This window comes from Taklimakanibacter lacteus, assembly GCA_003576695.1.
Classification (GTDB): domain Bacteria; phylum Pseudomonadota; class Alphaproteobacteria; order Rhizobiales; family Aestuariivirgaceae; genus Taklimakanibacter; species Taklimakanibacter lacteus.
On record QOZQ01000016.1, the window covers coordinates 123,808 to 142,514 of the forward strand.

General features: G+C 61.3%; 16 protein-coding genes, 1 tRNA gene and 1 pseudogene. 8 read left to right on the plus strand and 10 right to left on the minus strand.

What is annotated here, in order from left to right; all coding sequences use genetic code 11:
* Positions 1-156 precede the first annotated feature (156 nt).
* The gene (locus DT068_RS26620) at positions 157-1,050 is read right to left on the minus strand and encodes a CHAD domain-containing protein (RefSeq protein WP_162914478.1); all 894 of its coding nucleotides are present in this window, start codon (positions 1,048-1,050) and stop codon (positions 157-159) included.
* A 267-nt stretch (positions 1,051-1,317) separates the two neighbouring features.
* Here DT068_RS26620 and DT068_RS26625 point away from each other — a divergent pair.
* Positions 1,318-1,394 (plus strand) — tRNA-Met (locus DT068_RS26625).
* 39 nt (positions 1,395-1,433) lie between these two features.
* Here the strand turns inward: DT068_RS26625 and DT068_RS26630 are convergent.
* The gene (locus DT068_RS26630) at positions 1,434-2,345 is read right to left on the minus strand and encodes a LysR substrate-binding domain-containing protein (RefSeq protein ID WP_119392967.1); all 912 of its coding nucleotides are present in this window, start codon (positions 2,343-2,345) and stop codon (positions 1,434-1,436) included.
* Positions 2,346-2,479: 134 nt separating this feature from the next.
* Between DT068_RS26630 and DT068_RS26635 the strand changes: the two genes are divergently transcribed.
* Positions 2,480-2,767, plus strand: coding sequence for a SemiSWEET family sugar transporter (locus tag DT068_RS26635; RefSeq protein ID WP_119392928.1), 288 nt, complete (start codon positions 2,480-2,482; stop codon positions 2,765-2,767).
* A gap of 411 nt (positions 2,768-3,178) precedes the next feature.
* Here DT068_RS26635 and DT068_RS26640 read toward each other — a convergent pair whose 3' ends face one another.
* Complete coding sequence (locus DT068_RS26640; protein ID WP_119392929.1) at positions 3,179-4,486, minus strand: alpha/beta hydrolase; 1,308 nt, start codon at positions 4,484-4,486, stop codon at positions 3,179-3,181.
* Positions 4,487-4,987: 501 nt separating this feature from the next.
* Between DT068_RS26640 and DT068_RS28470 the strand changes: the two are divergent.
* Positions 4,988-5,194 (plus strand): annotated as a pseudogene (locus tag DT068_RS28470) (hypothetical protein); the annotation flags it as partial.
* 220 nt (positions 5,195-5,414) lie between these two features.
* Here DT068_RS28470 and DT068_RS28230 read toward each other — a convergent pair.
* The 3 genes from DT068_RS28230 to DT068_RS26655 all read right to left on the minus strand — a co-directional run bounded on the left by DT068_RS28230 (position 5,415) and on the right by DT068_RS26655 (position 9,211).
* On the minus strand, positions 5,415-6,716 hold the full coding sequence (locus tag DT068_RS28230; RefSeq protein ID WP_162914479.1) for an alpha/beta hydrolase: 1,302 nt from the start codon (positions 6,714-6,716) through the stop codon (positions 5,415-5,417).
* Positions 6,717-7,320: 604 nt separating this feature from the next.
* Positions 7,321-8,256: an ATP-grasp domain-containing protein gene (locus DT068_RS26650; RefSeq protein ID WP_119392931.1), complete on the minus strand. Its 936-nt coding sequence runs from the start codon at positions 8,254-8,256 to the stop codon at positions 7,321-7,323.
* Positions 8,257-8,353: 97 nt separating this feature from the next.
* Positions 8,354-9,211 (minus strand): ATP-grasp domain-containing protein, encoded by an 858-nt coding sequence (locus tag DT068_RS26655; protein WP_162914480.1) that lies wholly within the window; start codon positions 9,209-9,211, stop codon positions 8,354-8,356.
* 306 nt (positions 9,212-9,517) lie between these two features.
* Here DT068_RS26655 and DT068_RS26660 point away from each other — a divergent pair, with 306 nt between their 5' ends.
* The 4 genes from DT068_RS26660 to DT068_RS26675 are packed head-to-tail and all read left to right on the plus strand — an operon-like array spanning position 9,518 to position 14,119.
* Complete coding sequence (locus tag DT068_RS26660; RefSeq protein WP_119392933.1) at positions 9,518-11,053, plus strand: amidohydrolase family protein; 1,536 nt, start codon at positions 9,518-9,520, stop codon at positions 11,051-11,053.
* Positions 11,050-12,891 carry a S41 family peptidase gene (locus tag DT068_RS26665; RefSeq protein WP_119392934.1) on the plus strand — a complete coding sequence of 614 codons (1,842 nt, stop codon included), beginning with the start codon at positions 11,050-11,052 and terminating at the stop codon, positions 12,889-12,891. Before DT068_RS26660 ends, DT068_RS26665 begins: the two co-directional genes overlap by 4 nt.
* 12 nt (positions 12,892-12,903) lie before the next feature.
* Positions 12,904-13,950 (plus strand): uracil-DNA glycosylase family protein, encoded by a 1,047-nt coding sequence (locus DT068_RS26670; RefSeq protein ID WP_119392935.1) that lies wholly within the window; start codon positions 12,904-12,906, stop codon positions 13,948-13,950.
* Positions 13,904-14,119, plus strand: coding sequence for a hypothetical protein (locus tag DT068_RS26675; RefSeq protein WP_162914481.1), 216 nt, complete (start codon positions 13,904-13,906; stop codon positions 14,117-14,119). The genes DT068_RS26670 and DT068_RS26675 overlap by 47 nt, the downstream gene beginning before the upstream one ends.
* A 12-nt stretch (positions 14,120-14,131) precedes the next feature.
* On the opposite strand, the gene DT068_RS26680 is transcribed toward DT068_RS26675, so the two are convergent.
* The 4 genes from DT068_RS26680 to DT068_RS26695 form a co-directional block, all read right to left on the minus strand.
* Positions 14,132-15,064 carry an ATP-grasp domain-containing protein gene (locus DT068_RS26680; RefSeq protein WP_119392937.1) on the minus strand — a complete coding sequence of 311 codons (933 nt, stop codon included), beginning with the start codon at positions 15,062-15,064 and terminating at the stop codon, positions 14,132-14,134.
* A 122-nt stretch (positions 15,065-15,186) separates the two neighbouring features.
* Complete coding sequence (locus DT068_RS26685; protein WP_162914482.1) at positions 15,187-16,830, minus strand: L,D-transpeptidase family protein; 1,644 nt, start codon at positions 16,828-16,830, stop codon at positions 15,187-15,189.
* Between the two features lie 259 nt (positions 16,831-17,089).
* A complete protein-coding gene (locus DT068_RS26690) occupies positions 17,090-17,488 on the minus strand; it encodes a DoxX family protein (protein ID WP_119392939.1) in 399 nt (132 codons plus the stop codon).
* Between the two features lie 112 nt (positions 17,489-17,600).
* Positions 17,601-18,227 carry a TetR family transcriptional regulator gene (locus tag DT068_RS26695; RefSeq protein ID WP_368905269.1) on the minus strand — a complete coding sequence of 209 codons (627 nt, stop codon included), beginning with the start codon at positions 18,225-18,227 and terminating at the stop codon, positions 17,601-17,603.
* Positions 18,228-18,433: 206 nt separating this feature from the next.
* On the opposite strand from DT068_RS26695, the gene DT068_RS26700 reads away from it, so the two are divergent.
* Positions 18,434-18,688 (plus strand): GlsB/YeaQ/YmgE family stress response membrane protein, encoded by a 255-nt coding sequence (locus DT068_RS26700; protein ID WP_119392940.1) that lies wholly within the window; start codon positions 18,434-18,436, stop codon positions 18,686-18,688.
* Positions 18,689-18,707: the final 19 nt, after the last annotated feature.

An 18,707-nucleotide genomic window follows, 5' to 3' on the forward strand; every position in this document is an offset into this window, starting at 1 on the left:
CCCTCACCCTTCCCGCCGCTGCGCGGCGGGCCCCTACCCTCTCCCCGCTGAAGCGGGGCGAGGGTGAAAGGCTCGCCCGCGAATTGTGTGCATATGATAGCGGCTTGCGCCGGGATGACGGCTTGCAGGAAAGTGTGGCGCTAACTCCTTTCGATGTCAGCTCGCCATATGCCGCCACAAGGCATCGATACGGGCGGCGAAGTTCTTCGGTTCCTCGGCGAAGAGATGGCCGGTCTCGCTGGCGATGCGGGCGAGGATGGATGTGCGCCGGCTGTCGATCAGCTCGAGCGCCCGGGCCTTGCACTGGATGGCGGCGAACGGGCTGTCGGCCCGGTCGAATTCCGCCGACAGATCGTCGAGGTCGTTGAGGTCGCCCAGATCCTCGCGCAGCTTCTGCAGCTCGGCCTCCCAGACCTTGAACAGCCTGGGCCACAGGGGGCTCAGGAGCTCGATGTGATGCAGGTGATGGATGACGGATTTGCGCGCCTCATGCAGCAGCGGCATCTCCTTGCGCTCGAGGCCCTGGCGCAGCAGCCGGCGGGCCTTCGAGAAGCACGCGCGCATGCCCTCGACGAACAGGCTGATGTCGCGCTTGGGCAAGGTCCATGAGGCGATGCGGCCACGCAGGGCCTCGACCCCGCCGAAGGCCTCCTCGATGCGCCGTCCGGCCTCTTCGGGGCTCACCGCGTCTTCCCTGAGATCGTGCGCCGCGGCCTCCAGCGCCGCATAGACGGCTTCATCGGCCTTCGCATCCGGGGCGTCGGCCCTGAGCTTGGCAATGGCCTCGATCATGGCCTCGGTGCGGCGCAAGCCGGCCAGGGCCTGGGCGGCATCCCTGAGTGTCTGGTTCTCGGCCTGGAAAGCCTGCGCCCCCAGAGCCGGCTTCATCAGGCGCAACAGGCTTCGGGCGAATTTCAGGCGGCGCCGTGCGGGATGGACGGTCTTGCCGGAACGGGCGTTTTCCAGATCCTGGGCCAAAGAGCGCATGGTCTTGCGCATCAGCCGACGCAACGCCTCACCCGCCGGATGATCCTCGGAGATCTTCGGCACCTTCTTCCCCTGCCTTCCCACCGCGCACCCCGGCGAAGTGGCACGCTTCGCCGAAAGGGCTTGCGCCTCAATATTTGGGGCAAATCCTGGTCGCCAAAGTCTTCAACTTTGGCGGGATTTGCCCACGGCACCCTGTCGGGGTTCCTTGTCACAATCAATGTTTTCCCGAGAAATTTCTTGGCAAATGGGGGTTCACAAGCCGTCATCGGATTGCTACATAAGCGCCGCGTTGGCGCATCCCTTGCGGTCGTCGGTTGCAGTTTTTGACGCGGGATGGAGCAGCCCGGTAGCTCGTCAGGCTCATAACCTGAAGGTCACAGGTTCAAATCCTGTTCCCGCAACCATTAGAAAAGCCTGTTATCCCAATGGGATAGCAGGTTTTTTTATTTTGGAGGGGCGCTGCCCCGCAAGCTCTCCACGAGATAATCCACGAAGCAGCGGACCCGGGCGGGCATGTGCGTTCCGCCGACGAACACCGCGTTGATCTCCTCGACGTCGCCCGGATTGAACTCTTCCAGGAGCGGCACAAGCGCCTTTGTCCGCAGGGCGTCCAGCACCGTCACAGTTCCCACGCGCGTGATCCCCACGCCCTGGGCGGCGAGCTGGCCCAGGGTCTCGCCATTATTCGCCTCCACGCCGCCCTTGATCGTCAACGCATAATCGCGGCCATCCTTGCGGAAGGGCCAGGTGGGCGCCATGCGCTTGAAGTTGAAGCCGAGACAATCATGGCCATGCAGGTCCTCAGGCAGCCGAGGCGTGCCGCGCCGTGCCAGGTAATCGGGAGAGGCCACGATCACCTTGCGCGTCTCGCCGAGCTTGCGGGCGATCAGCGGGCCGTCCGGCATGGGGCCGAAGCGTATGCCGATATCGGCCTGTCCGCCGGCGATGTCGACGACGGCATCGGTCAGGCTGATGTCCAGCAGGATATCCGGGTATCGCCGTCTGAATTCGCCGAGAAGCGGCACCAGGAACAATCGGCCATACAGAATGGACGTGCTCACGCGCAGGCGCCCGCGCGGTGAGCCCTGATCCGAGATCGCCTGCTCGGTCTCCCTCAGGTCGCTCAGGATGCGACGGGCAGCGATGAGGTAAGCGCTGCCCTCGGCCGTCAGGGTCAGCGACCGCGTCGTCCGCAGCAGAAGGCGAACGCCGAGACGGGCCTCGATCCGGTCGATGATCCTTCCGACCGAGGACGGCGCCAGATCAAGGCGGCGGCCAGCGGCCGAGAGGCTGCCGGAGTCCATCACGGCGGAAAACACCTCCAGATCGCTGATCCGGTCGGAAGAAACGCTCATCTTTGCATCCCGCGCAAAGGTCATTGGCTTGGGCGTGGGATACACAAAACCCCTGCGGGCGTCCAGTCTGAGAAGGGATGGACGGCGGGCGGCGGCCCGCAAATGGACCGAAGAGCACTGTATGGAGACCAGCCATGGACAGCATTGAATATCTGGGCCTCGTGGCCAGCAGCCTCGCAACGCTCGCTTTCCTGCCGCAGGTCGTGAAGACATGGCGCACCGGCAGCGCCAAGGATTTCAGCCTGACCACGCTCCTCATGATCGAGGCCGGCACAAGCATCTGGATCTTCTACGGCCTGCTGCGGGGCGCCCCGGCCATCTGGCTCGGCAACGGCGTCACCTTTGCGCTCGTCGGCCTGATACTGTCGGTTAAGATAAGAAACCTCCTGCTCGCGCGGACCACAAGGACCACGACAGCATAGGCGAGCTCTTCCGGGATGCTCATTCGAATGCCGATGCTATCGTCATGCCGCAATGCGCGCCAACGGAGAAATCCCGGCATCGTCCGAGGCCGGGCTCCGCAACCGGCCGTGGAAATCCTGGTAACCTCGCCAGGTTGCCGGGGCTTTGCGCCGATGGGGGGAAATCCCGCGAAACGCGATGCAACGCGATACAGGGAACTTACAGGGAGAATCGCCCAAACTTGCCTCCACCGGACCAGGCCGGCTTCCAGAACTTATAATGATTTCAGGTCATTGTACTCGATTGCTCGACATACATGCGGCCGAATTATAGTGCCGAAACAGGGAGCTGACCGAAGCTTCAAAGCTCTTGAACGGGACAGACCGATAACATGTGCGGAGAACCTTGCCGGGGCTGAGCTGCTCCTTCAGCTATTTGACCGGCGGCTTCCCGTTCACATCGACGAGCACGCAGCTGTGCCGGTGGGCGGAATCGGCATAGGGATCGGCGCCGGCTTTCCCGTCGCAGTCGAACAGCGCCATCTCCTCGGCGTCCAATTTGGACTCGGCAGCCTGATACCATGCTGAATTGCCATGCTCGTCGGCCGCCATGGCTTTGGGGCTGGCGGCGGCGCGATATTGCTCGAGGTCGGCTGGCGGCAGAGCGGGAAGCTTCACGCCTTTCGGGTCGCGGCGGGTGATGGCGATGGGGGCGATGCCCAGAAACTTCGCCACGGCTTCGCGCATGCCCAGCTGCCAGAGAGCCGCGAAATGCCCCATATCGGACACCACCACGGTGCGAAGCTTTCCCGCCCCGCGTACTTTCTTGCAGTAGGAGGCGAAGGCCTTGGCATTGCGGGCGCCGGGGACGAGCGGATCCCTGGTGCCGGCGACGACGAGGATCGGCGTGCCTTCGGCGCTCCAATAGGCAGCGGAATAGCCGAAGCCGCAGGCAGCGCCCGTCACGATGATGCCGTCGACCTTCTGGCCCAATGCTTGTGCGATATAACCGCCTTCCGAATGGCCATGCACATAGATGGCTTCGCCCGGATATTGATGGCTGAGCGTGGCGAGGGTGCGCAAGGTCTGGGCGACGCGCAGCTTCAGGATGCGCGTCTGCCGGTCGATGCCGGTCTCGCCCGGGGCGCTGCAGGTCTCAGGATCGCGTGGCTCGGCGAAGCTGTCCGGCATGACGACACGAAAACCTGAAGCGCGGTAGTAATTTACCAGCGAGGTGACCCAGCCGCTCAAGCCCTCCAGCCGGTTGCAGCCATGCAGCAGCAGGAGAATGCCGCGTCGCGTGCTGCCGGTCGGCTCCCAGGTCCTTCCTTTCGCAAAAGGCAGGTCCTCGCCCGGGGCGGCGGTGGCGAAGGGGATGCCGATCGGCGTCGCCTTGCCGGTGCGCCGGCCATCGACATCGAAGAGCACGCAATTGCGCTTGGCCAGGCTCTTGAACGGCGCCCGGCGCAAGGCCGCCACACAGCCGGCCAGCGCATATTTGCTCGCCGCGGCCGCCGACGGCTTGCCGGTGGCCTCGTTCCAATAGCCGCCCGGTCCAATGGCTATGGCCTTGTGCCCCTTCGCATTCGGATAGACCTGCAGCGCGTAGAATTCAGCGATGGCCGAAATATGAATGTCGTCATCGGAGGAGGATTGGGCGAAGGCTGAGTGAGCAAAGATAAGAATAAAGGTGATGGTGCTGAGAAGACACCTAGATTTTAGGCGTAAGAAGACTTGCATGATTGTACCCAAACGAGACCATATAGTGGTTGGTCGACTGAAACGTCGTCGCCGCAGGAAAAGCAAGTGTCAATACGGTCTTGGTTCTGTCAAGGGTTTGGACAAAGTTGCAAGCAAAATGAGTGATCACGACAAGCTTCAATTTGCTATGGCGGTATTTCCGTAGTTGTCCTGCCCAGTCACGGCAGGTCAGCAGCGCTCATGGCCCCGCTGTGTCTCTGCGGACACGGCCTTCTCCAATCGGCACACATTTATTTGTAACTTTGATCCTCCACCCCATTGCCTGCTCATTTCTTTGATGCAAGCATGTAACCGCAGGGTAAGGCAGCCGCGCAAGTGTTATGCTGTCGAAGTCAAACGGGGTAATCGCATAGAAGTTTCTGAGGGGCGGTGCATGAGATGTCGACGTCATCAAGCTGTGAATGCGCTGTTGCTGAATTTCTGGGTAACCTTGCAATGATGCCTCTTCCTGCTGTTATCCGCTTGTAAATAGTGCGCTGTCACCGAAATTCCCGCAATTATCTCTGGCATCACCACGGCGATGCCATCAATGCCGTCCTCGCCGCCGCCGGCTACAACTTCCGCCGCCTGATCCGCTGGCTCAGGCTTTTATGGTGCCTATGCCTCGCCCGGCTGATCGGCTTTGCCCAAGCTGATGGGGAGACTAACACGCTCCACAATCCCCGGCGCCGGCTTATCCCAGCTTGAAATCAGCTTCTTCACGGGCGACCAATCCTCTCCCTCACTTGACCGGCGGCTTCCCGTTCACGTCGACGAGCACGCAGGCATGAAGGTGGGCGGGATCGGCGCCAGCTTTCCCGTCGCATTCGGCCAAGGCCAGTTAACCGGCATCGAGACCCCGGAGTGGTGCCACCCGTTCACTTGATAAGTCTGTTGCCGGTCAAGAAATTTTTCGTGGTGACATCAGTCACTTAACCAGGCTCTTGTGGTCACTTACCAATTCACAGGTATGCTCATGTTCTGGCTCGCGGAAAGCGTCAGCACCTGCGCGTTCGTCACACGCGAACAAAGCGGACTCCTCAGCATCAAACCTAGTCGTTGAGATTCTGCTGGACGCCCATGTCCCCTTGTCATCGGCCGCAATTACAATGGAGCCGCTGGCTGAATGATACCTTTCTAGCTGTTCAGGCGTCAGCTTAGGGAAGCTGACACCTCCTTTTCGGCGTCTTATTACTATCGGCTCGGCATCCAGAAAAGCGCTTACGGCGTTGCGTACTTCCGGCCACCAGATGGCCGCGTAATGACCCATACCGGGAACCAAAACGGCACTGAGTATTCCTTCGCCCTGAACAGCTGAACAGAAATCGTCCCATTCCTGAACGGTCTGTGCGTGGTAAATGGCAGAATCCCCGCTGCCTGCAATAACAAGCACGGGAGTCCCTGGCGCTGTCCAATAAGTCGAAGTTTCGCCAAAACCACATTGACTACCAGTGACGATGATACCAGAGACCTTCTCACCAAGCGCCTGAACGACAGCTCCACCTTCAGAATGGCCGTGCAAGTAAATGGAGTCTTCTGGGTATTTCTTGCGGAGTACTGCGAGTGAGTGCCGCGTTTGAGCGATACGAAGTTTGAGATTGCGAGTTTGAGGATTGGCTCCATGCTCACCCGCTTGACCACAAGTTTCCTTGTCGCGCGGTTCCGCAAAGCTGTTAGGCCAGTAAACTTGGAAACCGAGCGCGCGGTAATAGTTCACCCAAGATATTGCCGATCCGCCTAGGGTATCTGTCTGCTTGCAACCGTGAACGATTATCATGATGCCGCGTCGTCGAGGAGTGCTGGGCTCCCACATTCGACCAGTTTCCAGAGGGACATCCGGTCCGTCTCGTACGACCCCAAATGGGATCCCTATTGGCAAGGCGTTTCCGGTAGGCCGATCATCCGTCGCAAAAAGGATGCAGTGTTGTACTGATAGGCTTTTGTAGGGAGAGTTCGCCAGCCTGGAATTGCAACTGAGGAGAGCTTTTGCTTCCGCGTCTTCGCGTGATGATAGACGGGAGACAGCAGCCCAATAACCACCCGGACCAACAGCTAACGCTCTATGACCCTTCAGCTTTGGATAGGCACGCAGGTAATATAGTTCAGCACTGGCTGTTATGTGAATGCCGTCATCGCTCGCAGGCTGTGCAACGCCTGCCGTGGGGCAATCGAAAAAAGAAATAATCGCGCCAAATAGAAGCCAGAAGTATAGGAGCAGGCGTTCTCTCATACTGCCCTTTCTGTTTTGCTAGTGCAGTTTGCGACAGTCGAACAACAGTCTCTTCGGTCGCCGAGGATGATTCCGGCACGCTCATTGAGCGTCGATGGTCTGATGCTATGTCTTTTTCCTTTCTTCGTGTATTGTCAAGGCCTTGGGCGTGGGAGCGTCTCGAGGGGATTTCGGTGACAGTGCATTTAATCTGAACGCCGATCCATCCGATCCTCCGTCCATGGCCCGCCTTGCCCGCGTCGTCGGGCCATTCATTGCCACTTTTCCAGGTTGCGGATGAGCGACAGTTATGCCCTTGTTCGTGGGTTGCAGTATCGCTATACGATGCCGGCGATGACGATGGCGAATTCTCATGTTTCGGCCTGTGCCTTATGCGGAACTGCGCTTCGATCAGGCGCGGAGGGCTGCCCGAATGCTGACTGTGAAGCCTGGTCGGCGACACCAGACATCGCTTGGGGAGAAACGCTCCTGTCGCCCGCCGATGATCCGGCGCCGAAGCCAGGCGAGATATTTGGAGCGCATATCGACTTTCCCGAGGATTAGCCAGTCAATCCCGCTCACGTCGTCCAACGCATGGAGATTAAGACAGGCGCATAGAGACTGCTCAGCTGGCCAGTTGCCGGGTTTTCTCGATGAGAGCCTTGGCGATCTTCTCCAGGCCATTGAACTGCCTGTAGTAGTCAAGGCCATAAGTGGCCTGCTGCTTCTCGCCGAAGGGGGATGACAGATGCCAGCTCCAGCCGTGCGAATTGATCTCCATGACGAAGAGCTGGCCTGAGTCGCGGTGCCGGACGACATCGATCGGCATGACCGGGATCATGGGCAGCTTCCGCGCCAAGCCTTGCGCGAAAGCGAGGACTTCCTCGTCATAGTTCAACTTCACTTCCCTGTCGCCGGTATTTGCCGCGATCGGCTGGTCCACATCATCGGTGCCGCGTGGGTCGGGAAGCACCAAGGGTGTCCTGAGGCTCGTGTGGATCGAATAGATGACCTCACCCAGCACAGCAAGGACCCGATAGCAGTTAACATTGTCGCCCGAATGCACATACTGTTGGACGATGAGCTGCTTTCCGCGACGATAGTCCTCCTCCGGCCATGACATCGGATCGGCCCAGCGGACATGTCTCGTGCGGCGTAGCCTGACACCTCTTCCGTTGCTGCCGATATTCGGCTTGACCACGGCAAACGGACCCCACCTCTTCTCATCGAGGACAAGGTCGGGCACCAGCCTTGCGGTTTGAGGAACCGGGTAGCCGGCCTTATGCACCATGCGCGCCTCCCTCTCTTTGGTGGTGGGCTGGTTGATCAGCTTGGTACCGCGCATATGATCCGCAAATTGGACGCCGGTCGGAGAAAATATCAGCGTCGGGTGTTCTGCTGCATGCCTCCAGAACAAGTTGGAATTTAGGTTTTGCGGCGTGATGATATGGACTTCGATGTCCGGAGCCTGGGTCGCAATAATGTCCCTGATGGTCTCAAAATCGGAGACCTTCTGGGCCTTCGGCTGGTGGAATATGATGAGGTTGAGGCGCCTGTCCATTCAGCTCACATATCGGCCGCGGCATCAAGCGGGAATCGATCAATCCCTGCCGCGCGTCACTGTAGCCGTCCTGCGGCGAGTCTAGCACTGGAATGCTTCAGGTTGCCATCTCTCTGGTCTTTTCAACAAGCGCCTTGGCGATCCTCTCGAGCCCGTTGAACTGCTTGTAGTAGTCGAGACCATTGGTGGCCTGCTGCTTCTGTCCGAAGGGCGAAGACAGATGCCAGCTCCAGCCATGGGAATTGATCTCCATGACGAAAAGCTGTCCGGACTCCTGGTGACGGATGATGTCGACGGGCATCACCGGGATGGCCGGGTATTTGCGGGACAGCCCTTGTGCCAGGGTGATGATTTCCTCGTCGTAATTGAGCTTCACCTCCCTTTCGCCGGCATTCGGCGCAATCGGCATGTCGACCACATCCATGGCGCGTGGGTCGGGAAGCGAAAGCCGCCACTTGGCGATCGACACGGCGGAATAGACAACCTCGCCCAGTACCATGAGAACCCTGTAGAAGCTGATATAGTCGCCTGTATGCACATATTGCTGGGCAACGAGCTCTTTCCCGTGCCGAATATCGTCCTCGGGCCAGGACTTGGGATCAATCCAGTGGACATGCCTTGTTCGTACCAGCCTGACACCTCGCCCGAGGCTGCCGACATTGGGCTTCAACACGGTGAAGGGCCCCCAAAGCCTCTCGTCGAGCGTGGTTTCGCGGGTCAGCAGCGTCGTTTGCGGCACGGCATAACCAGCCTTGTGAACGAGCTTGATCTCCTGGAGCTTGGCAAGCGGAATGCTGACGAGCCGCGTGCCTCGGATCTCGGGACCAAATTGAACCCTGGTGGGGGAGAAGATCAGCGTGGGACGTTGCGCCGCTCGTGACCAGAAGCTTTGTGGTGTCGGCGTATGAGCCGTAACGATGTGGGCTTCGATGTCTGGAGCCAGGGCCGCCATCATATTCCTGATCGTCTCGAAATCAGAAATCTGCTGGGCTTTCGGGTGATGAAAGATAATGAGATTGTAGCGTTGGTCCATCGAGCGCCTAGCTAACAACATCGGCTGCGGGAATCAATCCGATGCCGGCCGAGTTGCTGCGGGTGCCGGCCGGACGGCCAAGCGCGCTGCTGCCGTGATGACCTTCAGGGGGCCGGGCATTTGCCCGGCCGCCGGCGTCAGATGATGTGAGTTTTCTCACACTCCTTTCCCCCAAGTTCCGATAAGTTGCCGCAAGCAAGCTGACGACTTTCTCACTCGAGGTAGCTCATGGCCCTGGTGATCGCCGGTCGTGTCGTGCCTTGTGACCAAAATGATCCCGACGCCGTCTTTGCCGGGCGCGTCTTCATCGGCGATGACGGCACCATAGAGCATGTGGCCAAGGGCAGCGGGCCGGCGCCGGCAGGGTTCGCCACGGCACCCGTCATCGATGCCGGCAATGATTTCGTCATTCCGGGCCTCATCGATCTGCACAATCACATCGGCTACAACACGCTGCCTCTGTGGGCGGAGCCGACCAGGACCACGCCCTATATGCACCATGACAGCTGGCCGGGAGCGCCCAGCTACCGGGCCTCGATCACCTGGCCGTCCAAGACGCTGGTCGCGGCCGAGCCCGAGGCGCTGCTCGCCTATGTGCAGCTGCGCGCGCTGGTCGGCGGCACCACCGCCATGCAGGGCTGGCCCACCGCCAACCGCGAGCATGTGCAGGTGCTGCGCAATATCGACGACGAAACCGCCGGCGGAACCAGCCGGAACCTGATCTACACATCGACGTTGACGCTCGAGCCCCTGGAACTGGCGAAGAAGGCGCAGGCGCAGAAGGACGGCGCCGGCTTCATCTATCATTGCGGCGAGGGGGCTGCCGGCTCCCTCGTGCAGCGCGAATTCATCGACAGCGCCAATGCCGGCTGCCTCGGCAAGACCTTCATCGGCATCCACTGCAATTCGGTGATGCCGGCGGACTGGCAGAGATGGGCCAAGGACGACGCCGGCGCCGTCGTCTGGTCGCCCTTCTCCAATCTGTGGCTCTATGGCTCGACCACCGACATCGCGGCGGCGCGCCGCCAGAAGGTGGCCATCTGCCTCGGCTCCGACTGGGGGCCATCGGGAACGAAGAATGTCCAGGGCGAGATCAAGGTGGCGAAAATCGCCGGCAAGAAACTCGCTCTCGGCCTCACGGACCGCGACCTCGTCGCCATGATCACCAGCAATCCGGGTGATGTGCTGGCGCGCTGCTGGAAGCGGCAGATCGGCCGGCTGACCAAAGATGCCTTCGGCGATGTCACCATCCTGCGCGCCAAGGGTACGAAGCCGGTCTGGACGCAGATCGTCGAGTCGACCGAGGCGGACATCGTCCTCGTCGTCGTCGGCGGCGTGCCGCGCTATGGCGATCCCCAGCCGATGCAGGCGACGGCCGAGCCGAGCAGCAAATTCAAGCTCGCCGGCAAGGATCGGCGAATCGCCATCCGCAATCCGGACGATCCCGGCAAGCCCTGGAAATTCAGCGAGATCACCGGTCTCCTCAAGGCGGTGATCAAGGATCCGAAGACCGCCATCAACAAGGCGGAGGCCCGGCTTCGGGCCTATGCCGGACCGATGAGCGCGCCCGACGCGCCCTTGCTGCTGGCGCTCGACATGCCCACCGGAACCGCCGCCTTTGCCGGCAGCCTCAAGGACCATGCCGATGAGATCGTCGTTCCGCCGCTCAGCTCCCTCGTCCATGACGCGCAATTCTTCGCCGAGGTGGGCAAGAAGGGGTTCCATGGCGGCCTGCTCGACGGCCTCAAGGAATTCTACCTATGACACGCGCGCGGCAGAGAGGCGGCAGGAGGGGCGGAGAAAATGGCGGCGGTGCGCGGCCGCTCGAATTCTCATGGGCCGATCGGCTCGATATCCTCGACGGCCTGTCCGTTCTCATCGAGCAGATCTATGTGCATCTGCCGCTCAAGCGCTCGCTCTATGGCTTCGACATCATCCGCGCGCTCCAGGCCTTGCGCCTGCAATCGACCACGCTCACCGATCTTCAGTTTCATCGCGAGCTGACCACCCTGGTCAACCGGCTGCGCGACGCGCATACGCAATATCAGGCCCCGTGGACGAAAAAGGGCGTCGTGAAGACGCTTCCTTTCCTGGTCGAAGCCTATGGCCCTCCCGGCGATGTGACCTATATCGTCTCGAAGCTCGCGGTCGGCGCCAAGCTCGGCAAGAGCTTTGCCGAAGGCGTGGTGATCACCCACTGGAACGGCATGGATTTCGAGCGCGCCGTCGACCTGCATGCCGAGGTGGAGACCGGCGGCCGGCCCGATGCGCGGCAGGCGCGGGCGCTCGAATCCATGACCCTCAGGGCGCTGGAATATGCGCCGCCGCCCGATGAGGAATGGGTGGACATCGGCTACAGGGACAATCTGCACAGGAAACGGACGATCCGGCTCGCCTGGGACGATGTCGTGCCGGAATTCGCGCCGAATGCGGCCGGCATGTCGCTGGCCACGCGGTTCAGGCGAAGCATAAATCTCGGCGCGGAAGCGGTCCGGCGGGCCAAGAAATTCCAGTTCAACCGCGGCTATTGGGAGGCGGAACGGCGCGCCGCCGCGATCTCCGACCCGAAGAAGAGGCTGACGGCGGAGTTCCAGGACTTTCTCACCGCCGAGCCGCGCAAGACCCCGAGCGGGGTATTCGGCTATCTGCGGATCTGGAGCTTCGATGTGGATGACGACCGGCGCTTCATCGACGCCGCATCCGCCCTGGTGCAGGATCTGCCCGACCGTGGCCTCATCATCGACATCCGGAACAATCCCGGCGGCCTGATCTGGGCGGCCGAGCGGCTGCTGCAGATATTCACGCCCCATCCGATCGAGCCGACGAGATTTGCGCTGCGCGCCACGCGCTTCACGGCGGAAATGGCGCGCGCGGTGTTCAACCGGGACGAGTTCGGCGCGTGGACGGAATCGCTCAGCAGCGCTGAAAGCACCGGCGAGCCCTATTCGGCTCATATTCCGATAACGCCACCCGAGCAATGCAACGATTTGGGACAGCGCTATGGCGGGCCGGTGGTGGTGGTGGCCGATGCCAATACCTATTCTTCCGGCGATCTCTTCGCCGCCGGCATCGTCGACAACCGCATCGGGCCTTTGATCTGCGTCGGCCAGGCGACCGGCGCCGGCGGCGCCAATGTGTGGTCGGCCCGCGATATCGCCGATGCCCTGCGGCCGGCCAATCTGCCGGTGCCGAAGTTTCCCAAAGGCGTCGATTTCACCATGTCGATCAGGCGGGCCGTGCGCGCCAGCGCCGCCGGCGGGGCTCTCATCGAGGATGGCGGCGTCAGCGGCCAGACCTATGTCATGACGGGCGTGGATGTTTTCAACAAGAACCAGGATCTCATCGATCATTGCGGCAGGATTCTCGCCGCGCAGCCCTGGACGCGGATGAATGTCAAGCGCCGGGGCTCTGAATTCGAGGTCGAGACGGCGGGCCTCGACCGTCTCGATGTCTTCGTTTCCGGCCATCCGGCCCGCTCCTACCGGCTCAAGCGCGATGGGCGGCAGAGATTCAAATTGCGGCCGAAGAAGAACCAGATGGTCGAGATCGTCGGCTTCGACAAGGAGACCGTGCGCCAGAGGCGGCGCATCCCGATCGATTGAGAGGAGGTGGCTATGGCAGCTCCCGCGACAGTAAGTGCCGCAGGTTACTTCAGCGTTTCGCGCGCCGGGACCAGTCTCGGCGAAGGCGTCATCCGCATGCCGACGGCGACCAAGGGATCGCTCGCGCTCGGGGGCCAGACGATCGTGCTCAAGGGCGTTCCCGCGACCAGGACCTTCACGGGCAAGCTCGGCGGAACGCCGTTCACGCTCAAGATCAAGAACCGCAATCTGCTCAGCGGCAAGATCGGCGCGGACAAGCTGGAGCTCAGCCGGCTTGTCCTGCGGCCCATTCCCGCGGCCGAAATGGCGCAGTTCGATCCCGCGCCGCCGGCCGCCGTCCAGGCGATATTCACCGCAACGCCCGACTACCTCGCCGCAACCGGCGATCCCACGATCTTCTGGCACAATTTCGGCAACCTGTTCTATCGCGGCAGGCTCGATGGAACGGCGCGCGTCCTGTGCATCGCATCCGATCCTGGGCCGGCGGAGTGCCTGCCTTTCGCCAGGCGCTCGCTCATCGGCGATTCAGGCCAGAAGACGCAAGGATTCCTCGCCAGGCTGGGGCTGACCCGCAGCTATGTGCTGGTCAATGCCTTCTCCGTCGCCATGCGTCCCAGCGCCAGCGCCAAGGGGCTTGCGGTCCTGCAGAACAACCAGCCGATCAAGGACGCCCGCCACGCGCTCTATAACAGGCTGCTGGCGGGCGGCGCGATCGAGGCCATCATCGCCTTCGGCAACGTCGCCCAGCGGGCCTTCGCGATCTGGGCGGACGCCAATCCCGCCGCCAAGGCTGTTCCGCTTTTCAAGCTCGCCCACCCCGCCGCCGTCGATCGCAGCGGCAGCGGCAACGATGCCGCTCTCAAGGGCTGGGCCGCCGCAGTGAAGAAGCTGCGCCTGATCGTCACGCCGGACCCCGATGGCGATGCCGGCGGGCCCAATTTCGGCAAGTTCTTCACCGAGGCGGATTATGTGCGCATTCCGCGCCGGGATTTCCCAAAAGTGACGCCTCTCTATGTCGGGGATGATTCCCTGGGGACGCGCGGCGACGCCCAGGCATAACAACTGCGCCAAGCGGCCCAGGCCGGACGATTTCAAGACCCTCATCCTCACGCGACCCGCAGGTCAGGGCGATGAGCTGCGCTATCTCTATCAGGGCGGAAAGCTGATGGGCGCCAGGAACAAGGCCGGCCAGCCAGTGGCGGTGGATGAGTTCGGGATCGAGATTTGACGGCGGATGCCGTCAGATGGCCATTCGCCGCGTCGTGTCGATGAACGCTTTGGCGATCACCCTCAGGGCATCGAATTGCCCGTAGTAGTCGAGCGCGAATTTGCGCTGATACGCCAGACCGTAGTTTGACGAGAGATGCCAGGTGAAACCGCTGGAGTTCAGTTCCAGGACAAAGAGCTGACCGGTCGCATGATGGCGAATGATGTCGAGCCCCATCGTCGGAATAAGTGGAAACTTGCGATGGATACTCTCCGCCAGGGCTACGATCTCCCTGTCATTGGCGAGCTCGACGGTTCGTTCGACGCCATTTGAGGTTATATCTAGGTCGACAGGCTCACTGCCAGCCGGGTCGGGAATGGGCACGGCTTGTGTCGCAGTCGAGCTTCGCGAATAGACCGCATGCCCCAGCACCGTGAAGACGCGGTAGCTGCGTGTGTAAGGGCCGGTATCTACATATTGCTGGGCCAAGAGGTTCTGGCCGTGACGGGGATCATCCTTCGGCCACGAATTGGGGTCGACCCAGCGGACATCACGCGTGCGCATGAGCCTGATACCTTGACCTTGGCCACCTCGATTGGGTTTCACCACGACAAACGGCCCCCATTGTCCCTCATTCAATCTGGTTTCCGGTACGATTCCGGTTGTCCGCGGAGTTGGAAATCCCGCATCTGCAAATAGCTTTGCTTCTTCCAGTTTTGTCATCTGCGCGCTGATGATACGGGTGCCTCTGACCGTGGCGTCGATGTGAACTGGCAGAGGAGAGAATATCAGCGTCGGCAGCTTTGCGACGCGAACCCAGAAATCAGCCGGGACTGCACTGCCCTCTGATATGACATGGACAGCGATGTCAGGTGCCAATCCTGCCATCATGTTTCGGATGGTCAGGAAATCGGAGATATGCTGCCATCGCGTCTGATGAAAGATGACTAAGTTGTACAACGTCATCAAATCTGCGTCCCAAAGCCGGGACGACAGCTAAGCACATCGCCCGCGAAAAGCAAAAGCCCGGGAACTTGAATGTCGACCTTGAGCCCAAGGCTGCCGTCGAAACCGCTCGAGATGCCGCTTCAGCGCGACGACACAGACAGCGGACCGTCATCGGTGAGGGCGCCGGTCAGCACCTCGGCCAGCCGATCGTCGCGTTTATAGGGATCGCGGCGGAAATTCACCGCGCCATCCTTGTTCACCCAGGCGGTGAGATAGGTGACGTGCACCGGAATCTGCATCTTCAAGTTGATGATGCGCTCCTTACCTTGCGCGACCACGGCATCGATGCGCTCCTTCGTCCAGCCCTGACCGGCGAGGATGAGCTCAGCCAGGTCGAGCGGGTTCTGCACGCGCATGCAGCCATGGCTGAAAACGCGCAGGTCCTTGCTGAAGAGGCTCTTGGACGGCGTGTCGTGCAGATAGACGTTGAACTTGTTGGGGAACATGAACTTCACTTTGCCGAGCGCGTTCTTGGCTCCCGAATCCTGGCGCAGCGAATAGGGCATGCGATTCAAGGCCGACCAGTTCACCGCATAGGGGCTGATCTCCGTGCCGCCGCTGCCGAAGACGCGGATGCGCTCGCGCGCCAGCGCGCCCGGATTGCGCTTGAGCTTGGGCAGGTATTCGCCATTGGCGATACTGGGCGGCACGTTCCAATAGGGGTTGAGGACGACATATTTCATCTTCTCGGAGAAGACCGGCGTCCGCGCATAGGGCTTGCCGACGACGACGCGGGCGGTGTGCACGGTCTTGCCGTCCTTCACCACCTTCAGCTCCTGGTCGGCGACATTGACGAGTATGTAGTAGGGGCCGAGGTCGTCATCCATCCAGCGCCGGCGTTCCATGTTGAGCTCGATCTGGCGGATGCGGCTCGCCACCGGAACGCTCATCGCCTCATAGGTCGTGGCGGCGATGATGCCGTCCTCGGTGAGGCCGTGGCGATACTGGAACCATTTGACCGCCGGCACGAGGTCGACGTCATAGAGATCGCCGCCCTTGTCGGCGTCCGGGTTGAGATCGCCGGTGAGCCTCAGATATTGGCGGATCTGCACGACCCGCTTGTCGCGCATGCCGGGCTTGAGGGCGGAGCCCTTGCCGATCGCCGGAAAGCCGCCTTTGCCGGCGATGGCGCGGTAGCTGGCGAGGGCCTCCTTGAGACGCTGATATTCAGGCGTCTGCGGCTCGAGCGTCTTCACATAATCGGCGATGTTGTCGGCATTCTCCGCACCGTCGATCAAGGTGAGGGCGCCGAGCTCCCTGGCCGTGATGGCGTTCTCGCGGCTTGCTTCCTTGGGCAGCACGACGCCGCGATTGATGTCGCGGCCGAAATCGATGAAGGCACGGGTGAGCTGGAGCTCGAGCTCGGCGAGCTCGCGCGGGCTCGTCACCGACATCAGGCGGTCGAGCTCCGTAACGCGGTAGTTATTCGGGTTGAGGCCCATCCTGCCGGCGTCATGGAAGATGGCGAGGACATCGCGGGCCTTGGACTTGGGTCCGTTGTCGCGGACCCATAGAGGTTTGTAGCTGCGGTCGGCGGCATAGAAGACATAGACCTCGACAATGCGGTCATCCGATTGCTGGTTGCCCATGACCGGCTCGCCGCTGTCGATGATGGCGCGAAGCTCCGCCGCCACCTTCTCATTGTCGGCGGCATGGGCTTGCGGACCCGCCGTCCAAAGAAGGATGACGAGCGGCAAATAGGCAATCAGGCGGACAAAGGACATGCCGTTCCTCCCAGAGCAAATCCCGCCAAAGTTGAAGACTTTGGCGACAAGGATTTGCTCCAACATATTGGCGCGAATCCCTTCCGGCGAAGTGGTTCCACTTCGCCGGGATGCGCGCTACCTTACGCAGCGAATCTTAAGAGGGAAGCGATGCGGGTGCCAGAGGAATTCGGCAGAGCGTGCGAGATTTAAGGTTTCCGCACGGAAGAATAAAAAAGCCCGCGCAAGCGGGCTTTTTCCTGGCGATTTTGTGGCAGGATCATGCCTTGCCGCGGCTGGCATCGACGCTCCAGGGGCCGGGGCCCGCGGCGGCGATATAGAGGAAGACGAAGCAGAACAGGATGGCGCTTTCGCCGCCATTCAGGATCGGATGGAAGTTCTGCGGCGCATGCGCCATGAAATAGGCGACCGCCATCTGGCCGGACAGGATGAAGGCGGCGAGGCGGCTGAACAGGCCGATGACGAGCAGGATGCCGCCGACGATCTCGAGAGTGCCGGCAAGACCCATGAGCGAGAAGAGCTGAAGGCCGGCGAACATCTCGATCTGCGGGAAGCCCAGAAGCTTGGCCGATCCATGCGCGAAGAACAGCAAGGCGGCGATGATGCGCAGGACGCTCAGAAGCTGCGGCGACCAGCGCGAAAGAAACGTGAAGTCCATTTAACACCCTATATGGTTCTGTTTGACGGCCGGCGCTCCCTCCCAGGTCAGCCGGCGGCCCTCGGTAAACGGACCCGCAAGAAATTGCAACTGTGAAAGTTTCACTTTCTCGTCATCTTCTGACCAATCGTAAGATCGTGTCGAGATTGAAGGCATAGCGCTCGGCCAGGCGCTCAGGGGTCATGAAATCGCGCTCGAACAGGATTTCGCCGGTGAAGCGGTTGGTCAGGTAGTAATAGCCGACAGCCGCCATGGTGATGTTGAGCTGCACCGGGTCGATGCCGGGACGGAAGACGCCCATGGCCACGCCGCGGTCGAGAATCGACTTCACCAGTCCGACGAAAGGCGGGCCTGAGGTCCTGAAACGCTGCGAGTCCCTGACATGGCGGGCCTTGTGGAGATTGGCGCTGTTGACGAGGCTGAGGAACTCCGGCCGCGCCAGGTAGTAGTCCCAGGTGAAGCGCAGCAGGGCCGCGAGCGCCTGCTCGGGCTCGAGCTCGGCCAAAGGCAATTTGAGCTCGGCCGAGCGGATATGGCCATAGGCCTCCTCCAGGACCGCGGTGAACAGCTTCTCCTTGCTGCCGAAGTAATGATAGATCATGCGCTTGTTGGCGCGGGCGCGGGCGGCGATCGCATCGACACGGGCGCCGCCCAGGCCCTTGCGCGCGAATTCCGCCGTCGCCGCGGCGAGAATCGCCTGCCGCGTCGCTTCCGCATCCCTCAGCTTCCGTGCCCGCACGCCCGCTCCATCCGTCAATGGCGATTCCCGGATCAGAGTAACCGTCCGGTTACCCGACACAAGGACTATCGGCCGAGACGCCATCACCGGCGACATGGCGCTCGCTTTAAAGTTATCGGTTCAAATCTGACCAACCGGTACTAGAAGGCAAGCATCTTTCTGATAATCTCCGGCTGTTTTCGAGGCGCATCGGAGGGAAGGGGACCATGGACGGCACGAGCATCATCATCGCACTCATCATCGGCCTGATCGCGGGGTGGCTCGCCGGGCAGATCGTCAAAGGGGGCGGTTTCGGATTGATCGGCGACATCATTGTCGGCATCGTCGGATCGGTCATCGCCGGCTATCTGTTTCCGGCGCTTGGCATATCGCTCGGCGGCGGCATTGTCGGGGCGATCATCGCCTCGACGATCGGCGCCATCATCCTCCTGGTCATCATCAAGATGATCCGGCGCGCCTGACCGTCATCTGCACCGCCAA